6 protein-coding genes and 1 pseudogene are annotated in these 12865 nt (G+C 64.1%); 1 reads left to right on the forward strand and 6 read right to left on the reverse strand.

All coding sequences use genetic code 11. The annotated features are described in order from the left end of the window. Positions 1-31: 31 nt before the first annotated feature. From BL8807_RS02120 to pdxS, 6 genes and pseudogenes are all read right to left on the reverse strand, one after another. Complete coding sequence (locus tag BL8807_RS02120) at positions 32-1000, reverse strand: carbohydrate ABC transporter permease (protein ID WP_072723481.1); 969 nt, start codon at positions 998-1000, stop codon at positions 32-34. Beyond that, on the reverse strand, positions 997-1914 hold the full coding sequence (locus tag BL8807_RS02125; protein ID WP_072723479.1) for a carbohydrate ABC transporter permease: 918 nt from the start codon (positions 1912-1914) through the stop codon (positions 997-999). The genes BL8807_RS02120 and BL8807_RS02125 overlap by 4 nt, the downstream gene beginning before the upstream one ends. Before the next feature lie 136 nt (positions 1915-2050). Continuing rightward, positions 2051-3403: an ABC transporter substrate-binding protein gene (locus BL8807_RS02130; protein WP_072723477.1), complete on the reverse strand. Its 1353-nt coding sequence runs from the start codon at positions 3401-3403 to the stop codon at positions 2051-2053. A 1022-nt stretch (positions 3404-4425) separates the two neighbouring features. After that, positions 4426-8340: pseudogene (locus BL8807_RS02135) on the reverse strand (thiol reductant ABC exporter subunit CydD/CydC); the annotation flags it as partial. Positions 8341-8504: 164 nt separating this feature from the next. Further along, positions 8505-9125: a pyridoxal 5'-phosphate synthase glutaminase subunit PdxT gene (gene pdxT, locus BL8807_RS02140; RefSeq protein WP_072723476.1), complete on the reverse strand. Its 621-nt coding sequence runs from the start codon at positions 9123-9125 to the stop codon at positions 8505-8507. A 440-nt stretch (positions 9126-9565) separates the two neighbouring features. Continuing rightward, positions 9566-10441 carry a pyridoxal 5'-phosphate synthase lyase subunit PdxS gene (gene pdxS / locus BL8807_RS02145; protein ID WP_072723474.1) on the reverse strand — a complete coding sequence of 292 codons (876 nt, stop codon included), beginning with the start codon at positions 10439-10441 and terminating at the stop codon, positions 9566-9568. Between the two features lie 509 nt (positions 10442-10950). On the opposite strand from pdxS, the gene BL8807_RS02150 reads away from it, so the two are divergent. Then, complete coding sequence (locus BL8807_RS02150; RefSeq protein WP_072723472.1) at positions 10951-12771, forward strand: AMP-dependent synthetase/ligase; 1821 nt, start codon at positions 10951-10953, stop codon at positions 12769-12771. Positions 12772-12865 lie beyond the last annotated feature (94 nt).

The following is a 12865-nucleotide window of genomic DNA, read 5'->3' on the forward strand; positions in this document are numbered from 1 at the left end:
CCCGTCCTTTGTTTGTCTCCCCTACGGAGCCTTACTCCTTGACCGCGCCGGCGGCGAGGCCGGACTGCCAGTACTTCTGCAGCATGAGGAACGCGATGACCAGAGGAATGATGGTGATCAGCGAGCCGGTGATCACCAGGTTCTGGATCGCCTGACCGCCGGCGGTCGAGGCCTGGTCCTTCCACTGGTTCAGACCGATCGTCAGCGGATACCAGTCGGAATCCTTAAGCATGATCAACGGCAGGAAGTAGTTGTTCCACGTGGCCACGATGGCGAACAAAGCGGTGGTGACGATGCCGGGCGCGAGCAGGGGCAGGCTGATCTGCCAGAAGGTGCGCCATTCGCCGGCGCCGTCCACACGGGCGGCCTCAAGCAGTTCGTCCGGCACGGCCTGGTCGGAGAAGATCCACATGAGGTACAGGCCGAAGGTGGAGACGAGGCTGGGGATGATCATCGAAGCGGGGGTGTTGGTGAGCCCGAGCTTGGCGAACAGGAGGAACTGCGGGACCGCCAGTGCGATGCCGGGCACGCTGATCGCGCCGATGATGATCACGAAGCAGGCCTTGCGGCCGGGGAAGCGGAATTTGGCCAGCGCGTAGCCGCCCATGATGGCCAGCAGGGTCGCGCCGCCCGCGCCCAACACCACATAGAGGATCGTGTTCAAAAACCAGCGGGCGAAGATGCCGTCCTGGTAGGTGAACACCGTGGCGATGTTGTCCCACAGGGCGAAGGTTCTGCCGAATCCGAGGCCGAAGGTGGAGGTGAAGTCCGCCTGCGTCTTGGTGGCGTTGATCATGAGGTACACGAAGGGGAAGAGGCAGTACACGGCGAAGATCGCGCACACCGCGGTCAGCGCGACGGAGCGGGTAGGATTCGCCGGATTGGAGAATCCGTTCTTCGCGAAACGCTTGCGCTCGGCCTTCTCGTCTTGGGCGATGCGCTTTTGACGCGCCTTCTCGGCCTTTTTCGCGGCCTTTTCCTGTGCTTTGAGGTCGGTCATTTCATCTGCTCCTTCATGCTCTTGAGCTGCACGACATAGGCGATGGCCATGGTGATCACCGCCATGGTGATGGCCAGCGCGGCGGCGTAATTCGACTGGTTGCCGCTGAAGCTCAGGTTGTAGGCGTACATGTTCGGCGTGTAGTACGTGGTGATCGCGTTGCCCGGAACCATGTTCTGCAGAACGCTCGGTTCGTTGAATAGCTGGAACGAGCCGATGATCGAGAAGATCACCGTGATCGCCAGCGAACCCTTGAGCTCGGGCAGCTTGATCTTGCGCACGATCTGCCATTCGCTCGCGCCGTCGATGCTGGCGGCCTCATAGAGGCTGTGCGGAATGGTGGAGAGCGACGAGTAGAAGATCAGCATGTTGTAGCCGGTGAATTCCCATGTGTTGATGTTCACGATGGCGGCGAGCAGCACATCGGGGCTGAGCACGTCGATATTGGTACCGAGCAGGTCGTTGAGAGAGCCGACCAGACCGTATTTCGCGCCGTACACGAAACCCCAGACCATCGTCGAGACCACGGCCGGCACCGCGTAGGGCAGGAAGGTCGAGATGCGGAAGAACTTCGTGCCGTGCAGTTTCATCGAGTCGAGGGCGAGCGCCATCGCGGCGGCCAGGAACAGCATGATCGGCACCTGCACCACCGTGAACAGGGCCACACGGCCGACCGAACTCCAGAACTGCGAGTCGACGAACAGACGCGCATAGTTCTCGATGCCGACGAATTTGGTGCCGCCGACCATCTGCCGCTTGAAGAAGCTGATGTAGATGGCGTAGACGATCGGGATGATGAACACGAATACGAACACCACGGCGAACGGTCCCATGAACTTCCAGCCGCGCCAGTCGCGCTTGTGCTTGTTGACGGGGATTTCCGGCGCCGTCGCCGCCGAGGTCTGTGCGGTCATGACTTGTCTCTTTCGGATGAGGTGTGGGGGTGGAGCTGCGAGGCATGACGAAGGCGGGTCCCACGCGGGGTGGAAACCCGCCTTCCGCTGCTACGCGTTATGAGAAATCGGTTGATCTCGATGGGCCGTCGACGTATCAGCCCTTGAGGGTGACGGTGTAGCCCTGCTGTTCGCCGTTGTCCGCGAGAGCTTTGGCATAGTTGGCGAAGGCCTCTTCGAGAGTGATCTCCTTGTTGTAGGCCCTGGAGATCTGATCGCCGAAGGTGGACTGCGCGTACGGGTTGTACGGCAGATACTGGAATTCGGTGACATCGGCCTGGGCCGCTTCGGCGAGGATCTCGTTCACATTCTGCCCGCCGAAGTAGTCGTTGGTCTCCTTATTGGAGTCCGCATCGGTGAATTCGTCGGAGTTCAGGATGGACTTCAGGCAAGACAGCGTACCGGTCTGGGAGTTGAGCACGGCACCGTTGCCATGGGTGATGTACTCGACCCACCTATAGGCGGCTTCCTGCTTGTCGGACTGCGTGGTGATGGCCCATGCGGAGCCACCGTCCTCGGCGCCGATCGACTGGCCTTCCTCCCACTGCGGCATGGTGGTCACACGCCAGTTGCCGGCCTGGTCGGGAGCACCGTTGATCAGGTTGATGGGCATCCAGCCACCGATGGTGAGCGAGGCGAGGGTGCCGTCGTTGAGCTCGCGGTTCCAGTCGTCGGACCAGTTCTGGGTCTTCGTGTCGATGAGGTCCTCATCGATGAGTTTCTGCTGGAACTCGATGTAACGCTGCATTCCCTCGTCTTCGGTCATATCGATGGTGATGTTCTCCCCATCGACCTTCCAAGGCTGCGCGCCGGCCTGCCACACCTGCGCGGTGAAGGGCTGGTATTCCATGGAGCTGCCCGCGTTGTTGGTGATGTAGGAGCCGATGGCGCGAATCTTCTTGGCGGCCTCGTAATAGTCGTCCCACGTCTTGATGTCTTCGGCGTTCACGCCGGCCTCGTCGAACACGGCCTTGTTGTAGAAGAACATTTCAGGACCGCAGTCAATCGGCAGAGCATAGGGCTTGCCGTCGTACTGCACCTTGTTCCACGGACCGGCGGTGAAGTCGTCCGCGTACTCGTCGGCGCCGAACTGGCTCAGATCCACCAGGTCGCCGGTCACCGCGAACTGGGTGACGGTGGGATCCTCAAGCATCACGGCGTCGGGAGCGCCGTTGCCGGCCTGCACGGCGTTGCTCAAAGCGGTCTGGGTGTCGGCCGCGGTGCCGGTGTTGTTGAATTTGACGGTGATATCGGGGTTCTCCTCTTCGAAGGCCTCAATCACGTCGTTGATGACGTTGCCGGAATCCCAGCCCCAGATGACGATTTCAGTGGCGGCATCGCCATTCGAGGCGTCGGCATCCCCCGCTCCGTTGCTGGAACCGCAGGCGGCCATACCCACAAGGGTCGCCGCGGCGGCCGTTGCGGCGACGATCTTCTTACCGTTGCGCATGTTGCTCTCCTTCACTTGCGCCGCCCGACCGGCCTTGCGACGGCTTCCGTTGCCACCGCGTCCAGTAAGCGATGCTGTTTGGTTATTGGGGCCTTTCCCCGTTGGTACATCCGTGTACCATTGCTCTCTATGATACACCCGTGTACCAATCTGTCAAACACTCCTCGACACGCCTGAGTTTCCAAAGAAAAACAGCCTCCCGCACCCCGCAATTCGCAGCCCACAGGAACCAATCATGACCTCGTAAAAGTCCTTGCGATCTTGCCGGCACTCGACACTTCCAGTCCACAAGAACCTATCTGATTCGCGGCCCGCAAGAACCTATCTGCGTTACGGGTAGTGGATTTGGAGGTCTGCGGAGGTCGATCTGCGTTACGGGTGGTGCCATATCGGCCATATCGCTTCTAACAGGCCCGGTATTCCGCGGATCATATACGGCCTCAGCGCGTATGGGCACTACCAGTAACGCAGATCAACCTATGCAAAGCCCCTTGAACACTGCCCGTAACGCAGATATACCAGTATCGGACGTATGAGATGCTTCGACTCCGCTACGCTCCGCTCAGCATGACAAATAACCATTATCAACGTCATCCTAGAGCGAAGGGCTTCAGCCCGCAGTCGAAAGATCTCCGTCGCCATTCACGAGAGATGCTTCGACTCCGCTGCGCTCCGCTCAGCATGACAAAAGAGGGAAACGTTCTGCCCGGGATGACGAGTAGACGGATTGTTCCGCCAACACAGTGTTGGCAGAGCACGGGATTACATCGACAGCACGGTGTCGGTGATGCGTGGGATTACATTGTCAGTACGGTGTCTGCGATGCGCATGGCGGATTCCCTGTGCGAGACCAATACGACGGCTTTGCCGGACGGGTTGCCCATGCCCTCCGAAACACTCTCGTCGTTTGTGCCGTGCGCATGTTCAGCACCACACGCACCTTCAGCACCGTGCGCACCTTCAACACCATGCGCGTTTTCAGTGCCATCCCTGTCGATCCTGCGCTCACAAGCATTAGGACGCGCTAGATCGTTGATCGACTGGAGGATCACGGCTTCGTTCAGCGCGTCCAGGCGACTGGTCGGCTCGTCGAACAACACCAGGTCGGCGTCACGCAGGAAAATGCGCGCCAAACCGATGCGCTGGCGCTCTCCCTCGGACAGGCGGTCACCCAACTCCCCCACCTGCGTGTCAAGACCCTCGGGCAATGAGTCGACCAAATCCAGTACCGAAGCCTTGCGCAGAGCCTCGCGCAGCATGCCGTCGGCCCCCTCGGCCCCATTGGCCCCGTCGACTCCTTCGGCCCCTTCAATTCCTTCAGGAAGGGCGATCAGCAGGTTTTCGCGGATGGTGCCGTCGAAGAGGTGGGTTTCCTGACTCATCATGGTTTGCACGCGGCGGCGGTGATGCGCGTCGACCTGCGGCAACGCCGTGCCGGACAAGGCTACCCGACCACCCTGCGGATCCCAATAGCGCATCAGCAGCTTCAATGTGGTGGACTTGCCCCGGCCGGACGGGCCCTGCACGCCCAGCACGCCGTAGCGCGGCACCTCCATGCCGAAATCGTCGAGCACCTTCTCCCCCGCCCCGGACTCGTAGGCGAAGTCGACATGTTCCATCGCCATGCCCGTATAGGCCGGCGATTCGAGACCGGTTTCCGATACGGCCGGCGCTTCGTCCATCAGCGCGAACAGGCGGCGCGCGGAGGCGAAGGTCTGCGTGAGATTCGCAGGCAGCGCGCTCAGGGCCAGAGTCGGTCCGAACGAGCTGGACAGGAGCACGACCGCCGTCACCAATGCGGGGATGTTCGTCGGCTCGACGGTGGCCTCGGCGATCGCCACAGCCGCCGCGGCCGCGGTCAGCACCAGCACCAGCACGCCGCCGATGCCGGCGAATCCGGCGTTGACGCGGCTCAGATGCGCATGCTCGGCCCACAACGCCTTGGTGCGTTCCACAATGCCGGCCACCCGGCTCTCGCCGCGGCCGAAGCGGATGATCTCGTCGAGGCCGCGCATATCGTCGAGCACCGCGTCGTCCAGCGAGGAGGATTGGCGGCGGATGGTGGGGCCGAGGTTCTGCACGCCGGTGGCGAAGAAGCGCGGCACGACCACGCCGATGATCAGATGCGAGACGACAAGCAGCAGCGCGAGCCACGGGCTGAGCGTGAGCAGGACGAGCGCGTACACCACGCTGGTCGCCACGGCGATCGCGACCGGCGAGATCGTGTGCGCGAAGAAGATCTCCAGCAGTTCCACGTCGGTGGTGACCAACGCGATCAGATCGCCCTTGCCTTTGCCGGCGAGCTTCGCGGGGGCGAGGCGGCGCAGCGCGGCGAACGCTTTGGAGCGGAACAGGGCGAGCAGACGGAAGGCGACGTTGTGGTTGAGATACTGCTCGACGTAGCGCATCAGGCCACGCAGCAGCGCGCACACCACCATGGCGATGACGGCGGGCGCGACGCCCATCCCCCACACGGGATTGCCGGCGAGCGCGAACGCGGCGATTACGCCGAACACCGGCAGGAAGGTGGCGGCGAGATGGCCGACGGTTCCGGAGACGACCGCGGCCGTCATCAGATGCGCGAGCGGCGTGGCCTCCTTGAGCAGACGCGAGACGAGATGGAAGGTGCTTTCCGTCGGCGTGTTCGGTTCATCGGGTTGTTGGCCGCCGCGGGAGGTTGCGGCGTCGGACACTTCTGCGTCTTCGGGCGATGCGACGGCGGATGTCGCGTTGACGGCGGACGTGCCGATGGTTGCGGATCGGCTTGCGGTCGATGCCGATGCTGATGCCGGCATCGATTCCGGCACCGCGGCCGGTGATGTTGGTGCAGGGTCAGCCGTTGCGTCCGCGGGCTCATACCGCCGGTCCATGAGGTTCCGGTCGGCGTGACGGGCGGGATTGGAGACGGATTCGATGGCTTGCTGCGTGTGGTGCAGCGTGGCGTAGGCGCCGTCGGCGGCGATGAGTTCGGCGTGCGTGCCGGTTTCGACGGCCGCGCCATGGGAGAACACGACGATCCGGTCGGCTTCGACGGCGTTGGCCATGCGATGCGTGATCATAATGACCGTTGCGCCACGGTCGGCGAGTTCACGGATTGAGGCGAGGATCAGCGCCTCACTTTCCACGTCCACGCTGCTGGTCGCCTCGTCGAACACCATGATGGCGCTGTTGTGCAGCAAGGCACGGGCGATGGCGATGCGCTGGCGCTGGCCGCCGGACAGGTTCGCGGAGTCGGCGGCGATAGGCATGTCCAATCCGGCCGGTTGCGCGCGTACGAAGTCGGCCACGCGGGCGCGCTCCAAGGCCTCCCAGAGCCGGTCGTCATCGGCGGCGGGGTCGGCCATCAGCAGGTTCTCACGCAGGCTTCCGGCGAAAAGGTGGCTGCGCGCGCCGACCAAGGTGACCGCGCGGGTGAGCGAGGCCGCGTTCAGGTCGGCGAGTTCCATGCCGGCGATGCTGATCGAACCGTCGTATCCGGTGATTTGGCCGGCAAGTAGGGCCGCCGCGGTCGATTTGCCGGAGCCGGAGACGCCGACGATGGCGGTGAGTTGGCCGGGGCGAGCGGCGAAGGAGACGTCGGAGAGCGCTTTGGCGGGCGTGGAGTCCGACGCATCGGAGACTGCCGTACCGGCTTGTCCGCCGGACTTATCGGATTTGTCGGAATTCTCAGGCTTGCCGGACTTGTCCCCGTCGTTGGGACGGACGGATTCCGAGGCGGGATACGCGTAGGAGACGTCGGAGAATTCAATGTCGAACGCGGACGCGGAATGATGCTCCGCTTTGGTGGATTCATGTGCGGTGCCGGCCGCGTCGAACGGCAGGTCGAGCGTGCCATGCGCGGGTTCGGGCGCGTCGAGAAGCGCGAAGATACGCTTGGTGGAGGTCATGCCGTTCATCGCCACATGGAAGTAGGAGCCGAGCTGGCGCAGGGGGATGAAGAAGTCGGCGGACAGCAGCACGATCAGCAGCACGCCCGCAAGGGAGAGCGACGCCCCTACGGTGAACGGCAGCAGCGAGGAGAGCGCGCCCTGCGTCTGCCCGGCGGCGGATCCATCCGAACCGGCGTACTGCCAGAGGGCCACGCCGATGCCGGCCGCGGTGCCGCCGTAGGCGACCGCGTCCATGGCGGCCAGCGAGCGCAGTTGGATTTGCAGCACGCGCATGGTCATCACGCGGAAGGATTCGGCCTTCTCATCCATGCGTTCGGCGGCCTGCGCGTCGGCGTCGAAGGTTTTGAGGGTTTCCAGGCCTTGCAGGTTGTCGAGGAAGGCGGCGCCCATATCGGTGTAGCGCCCCCAATACTTTTTGAACGCTCGGGAGGCGCTCATGGCGACCAATCCGACGACGATCACGATCAGGGGCGCGCAGACCAGCAGGGTCACGGCGGTGGGCATGTTCAGCGGCGCGATCACGGCGAACAAGGTGATCGGCGCAAGGATCGCATAGAACAACTGCGGCAGGAAGAGTTCGAAGAAGGATTGGATCTGTTCGACGCCTTCGCCGGCGGACTGCACCACGTCGGCGGTTTTCACGCGCGAGGAGTAGGAGGGGCCGAGCGCGAGCATCTTGCGGTAGAGCCGCTCGCGCAGGCCGAGCTTGACGCGTTCGGCGGCTTCGGTGCCGCAACGGGCTGCGAGACGGGTGGTGATGTAGCGCACCAGCGCGCAGGCGATGAGGACGCCCGCGTACAGCATCATATCGCCGGGCAGCACGCCCACGGCCGCGATGCCGAAAAGATTGGTCGAGCAGTCGGTGCCGGCTGCGGCATCACAGGCGAAGGAGTGCGGATCGGCGGCGAGGACCATGGCGGACAGCATCATGACCAACGTGCCCACGAACACGATATTGGCCAGCAGGCCGATCCACATGCACAGCACTTTGCCGGCGATCAGCCGTCCGATGCCGGGCGCCACCTGAAACAGTCGTTTGTCGAACATGCGAACCTCTCAGCGAACCGTCGGCGCGCCTGTTCGCGCCTAGCCACCTGTCACCTTAGCGGCCCGCGCATACCCGTGGCAAGGGATTCGTTCGACTTTTCGCATGCGGCGTCGTCGCCTTGCGAGTTCCGTGGCCGGATTGACCTTCGAGCTCGCGCGCTTTTCTACAGGCTGAGGAAGAGCTCGTGGATGCGGGTGTCGTCGGTGAGTTCGGGGTGGAAGGCGGTGGCGAGGATATTACCCTGTTTGAGGCCCACCACATTGCCGTTCACCTCGGTCATGACCTGGGCGCGTGGGCCGACCGAGACGACGTAGGGGCCGCGGATGAACACGAGCGGGAAGTCCCGCACCTCGCCGAAGTCGGCGGTGGCGGCGAAGGAGCCGAGCTGACGGCCGTAGGCGTTGCGGCGCACGGTGGCGTCGAGCGCGGCGAAATACACGTTGTCGTCGTTCTCCAGGCGGTCGGCGAGCAGGATCATGCCGGCGCAGGTGCCGAACACGGGCTTGCCGGCGGCGATATGCGCGGCCACTTTCTCGAACAGGCCGGTCGAACGCAGCAGCTTGCCCTGCGTGGTGCTTTCGCCGCCGGGCAGGATCACCCGATCGATGGAGCCGTCGAAGTCGTCGGCGGCGCGCAGCAGCTTCCACGGCGCGCCGAGCCTGTCGAGCATGGCGGCGTGTTCGGCGAACGCGCCCTGCACGGCGAGGATGCCGGTCACGCCGTGGGTGGCGTTTTCGACGTCGTCGGACGCCTCTTTACTGATGTATTCGACTGCTACGACCATGTGTGCTTCTCTCATTCCCTTCTTTGGAAGACTTACTCCCGCCTTCGGTGTGAGATGCTTCGACTCCGCTACGCTCCGCTCAGCATGACGAGGAAGAGGGCCTGCCATCCCGAGCAAGCACGTCTCTCCGCAGCCTAGGCAAGTCCATCTCGTCATCCTGAGCGGAGGCCGTCAGGCCGGAGTCGAAGGATCTCATCATGCTGCCCACCTCGCGCGATGCGGATACGGACTCTCTTCGTCATCCTGAGTGGAGGCCGTCAGGCCGGAGTCGAGGGATCTCATCTCATGTCGTCGCGGAACGGAAATCTACGATTCGTACGGAGTGGGTTTTGTTATAAGGATGGCTCCGGCGGCACGGAAGCCCACTGGGCTTCCTCTTCGGCCGCCTCGCGCGGTGACCTGCCAAGCGGGTCACCGCAAGCAGGTCACCGCTCAGCGGCTCATTCGCCACGCGCCGCCATGATGGTTTCGATTTCGTCTTCGTTGATGCCGACCATCGCCTCGCCGAGGTTTTCGCTCAGGCGGGCGAGCAGGTCCGCGTCCTGCCAGTTGGCGGTGGCCTGCACGATGGCGGCCGCGCGCTTGGCCGGGTCGCCGGATTTGAAGATGCCGGATCCGACGAACACACCTTCGGCGCCGAGCTCCATCATCAGGGCCGCGTCGGCCGGAGTGGCGACGCCGCCGGCGGCGAAGTTGACGACCGGCAGACGGCCGTTGTCGTGCACATAGCGGGCGAGTTCCACCGGCACGGCCAGCTGTTTGGCGGCCTCGAACAGTTCGTCGTCGCGAAGCCCCACGAGTTCGCGGATCTGCTTGTTCATGGTGCGCATGTGGCGCACGGCCTGGATCACGTCGCCGGTGCCGGGCTCGCCCTTGGTGCGGATCATGGACGCGCCTTCGGCCACACGGCGCAGCGCCTCGCCGAGGTTCTTCGCGCCGCACACGAACGGCACGTCGAACTGGGTTTTGTCGATGTGGTAGACGTCGTCGGCCGGGGAGAGCACTTCGGACTCGTCGATGTAGTCGATTTCGATGGCCTGCAGGATGCGCGCCTCGGCGACGTGCCCGATGCGAACCTTCGCCATCACCGGAATGGACACGGTCTCCTGGATGCCTTTGATCATGGCGGGATCGCTCATGCGGCTCACGCCTCCCGCGGCGCGGATGTCGGCCGGAATACGTTCCAGCGCCATCACCGCGCATGCGCCGGCGTCCTCGGCGATGCGCGCCTGTTCGGGTGTGGTCACATCCATGATCACACCGCCTTTGAGCATCTGAGCGAGGTTCTTGTTGAGTTCGTTGCGGTTCTCGGCCATGTTCTCTTCCCTTCCATGACGTGCCGTAAGTGCCGCGGGCGCACAGTGCCGCGCCTCGGCATCGCATACGACGCCGGCGTCGTGCCCTCCACGCGCCGACCGTCCTCCCACATGCTAAAGCGCGCCCGTATCATGACACGCGGCGCGCCCATATTCCGGCAATAAGCAAAACCTATAGCGTCTTATCGAAGACCGCGCTCCCACCGACAAGTCCCGCGCCCAAGCCTCAGCCTCAGCCAGCCTCATCCTCAAACAAATCCATCCACACGCCCCACCACCCGCTGCCACAATTCCACCCAACCACGCCGCTCCCGCATCCCACGCATCGCCAAGCGCAGGCTTCGCCGGCACCCAGCACAGGTCATCCCACGTTTGTATCGGCGGACAAAAGGAGCGGGGCCTTTTTGATGGAGGCCACAAAGCCGCGCACGGCTACGGCCGCGTAACCTAAGCGATAGTGTGGCCGCAAACCCATGAAGGCCACGTTCGCAGAACGGATATGTGCACGAATGCTGACCGAATACACCACTCCCGGCACCATCGAGGTGCGTGACGACGAAACGCTGTACTCCCTGCTCACCGAACGCATCGCCCGCACCGGCGAAGACACGGTGATCGCCTCGAAGAAGCTGGGACCGGGCCGCTGGCAGGACGTGACCACCGGCGAATTCTCCCGTCTGGTGCGTGCCGCGGCGAAGGGCTTCATCGCCTTCGGCATCGAAAAGGGCGATGCGGTGACCCTGTTCTCGTCCACCCGCTTCGAATGGGGCGTGCTCGACTTCGCGCTGGCCGCCGTGGGCGCGGTGAACGTGCCGATCTACGACACCGATTCCGCCGCGCAGGCGGAGCGCATCCTCAACGACTCCACGGTCCGTCTCGCGATCGCCGACGACCGCGAGCGCTTCGACCGCCTCGACTCCGTACGCGACCGTTGCCCCGCGCTGCGCCAGATCCTCATGATGGACGGCAACGCGCTCGGCGCGCTGGAAGGCATGGGCGTGTCCGTCTCCGACGAGGAGCTCGAGGAGCGCATCGCCTCGGTGCATGCCGACGACCTCGCCACCATCGTCTACACCTCCGGTTCCACGGGCGCGCCGAAGGGAGCCGAGCTCACCCACCGCAACTTCCTGTCCATCGTGCGCGCCGGCTATGAGTGCCTGCCTGAGATGATCTGCGAGGGGCTCCCGCGTCTGCTGCTGTTCCTGCCGCTCGCCCACTGCTTCGCCCGTTATATCCAGTATTGTTCGATCGGCTCCGATACGGGTGTGGTGGGCTATCTGCCCGACACCCGCTCGCTGCTGCCCGACCTGCGCTCCTTCCGCCCGACCTATCTGCTCGGCGTGCCGCGCGTGTTCGAGAAGGTGTACAACGCCGCCACGCACAAGGCCGGCATGGGCATGAAAGGCCGTCTGTTCGCCAAGGCCGTGGCGGCCGCGCGCGCGTGGAGCCGCAAGGAGCAGAACGGCGAGGCGCACACCGCCCGCGAGATCGCCGAACGCGCGACCTACGAGACGCTGGTCTACCGCACGGTGCGCGGCGCGTTGGGCCCGAACATCAAGTTCGTGGCGTGCGGCGGCGCGCCGCTCGACCCGGATCTGGCGCATTTCTACGCCGGCATCGGACTGCCGATGATCCAGGGCTATGGCATGACCGAAACCGCCGCCCCGTTCACCGTGACCCGCGCGTCCGACAACAAAATCGGCACCGTGGGCCAGCCCGCGCCCGGCTCGTCGGTGCGCATCAGCGAGGACGGCGAAGTGCAGGTCAAGGGCGCGAACGTGTTCGTCGGATACCATAATCTGCCCGAGAAGACGGCCGAGACCTTCACTGAGGACGGCTGGCTGAAAACCGGCGATCTGGGGTCGCTGGACGACGAGGGCCGTCTCGCCATCACGGGCCGTAAGAAGGACATCATCATCACGGCCGGCGGCAAGAACGTCTCCCCCATCCCGCTGGAGGAGGAGATCGTCAAATGCCCGATCGTGGAGCATTGCGTGGTGGTGGGCGACGCGCGTCCGTTCATCGGCGCGCTGGTCACGCTCGACCCGGAGAGCCTGCCGATGTGGCTGGCCGCGCACGGCCTGTCCGTGGATACGCCGGTGGACCGTCTGGCGACGAACGCGGCGGTGCACGAGGAGATCCAGACCTATGTGGACCGCGCCAACGCGGCCGTTTCGCGCGCCGAATCCGTGCGCAAGTTCGTGGTGCTGGGCACGCAGTTCACCAATGAGAACAAGTGCCTGACGCCTTCGCTGAAGGTGGTGCGTCCCGCCGTGAACCGCGTCTTCGCCGAAACGATCGCCACCCAGATCTACGGCGACAAGCGCTGACGAACGCGCTCGGGCGGCGACCGGACGGAGACGCCGCATAACGCAAGGCGGGCCGGCCGATCGTCATCATCTCGATGCGATCGACCGGCCCGCC

It is taken from the genome of Bifidobacterium lemurum (genome assembly GCF_014898175.1).
Lineage (GTDB): Bacteria > Actinomycetota > Actinomycetes > Actinomycetales > Bifidobacteriaceae > Bifidobacterium > Bifidobacterium lemurum.

What these genes read in the sequence shown, in the direction of transcription:
- BL8807_RS02130 (WP_072723477.1), bottom strand. Translation starts at nt 3,403, where the DNA reads ATGCGCAACGGTAAGAAGATCGTCGCCGCAACGGCCGCCGCGGCGACC.
- pdxS (WP_072723474.1), bottom strand. Translation starts at nt 10,441, where the DNA reads ATGGCCGAGAACCGCAACGAACTCAACAAGAACCTCGCTCAGATGCTC.
- BL8807_RS02125 (WP_072723479.1), bottom strand. Translation starts at nt 1,914, where the DNA reads ATGACCGCACAGACCTCGGCGGCGACGGCGCCGGAAATCCCCGTCAAC.
- BL8807_RS02150 (WP_072723472.1), top strand. Translation starts at nt 10,951, where the DNA reads ATGCTGACCGAATACACCACTCCCGGCACCATCGAGGTGCGTGACGAC.
- pdxT (WP_072723476.1), bottom strand. Translation starts at nt 9,125, where the DNA reads ATGGTCGTAGCAGTCGAATACATCAGTAAAGAGGCGTCCGACGACGTC.
- BL8807_RS02120 (WP_072723481.1), bottom strand. Translation starts at nt 1,000, where the DNA reads ATGACCGACCTCAAAGCACAGGAAAAGGCCGCGAAAAAGGCCGAGAAG.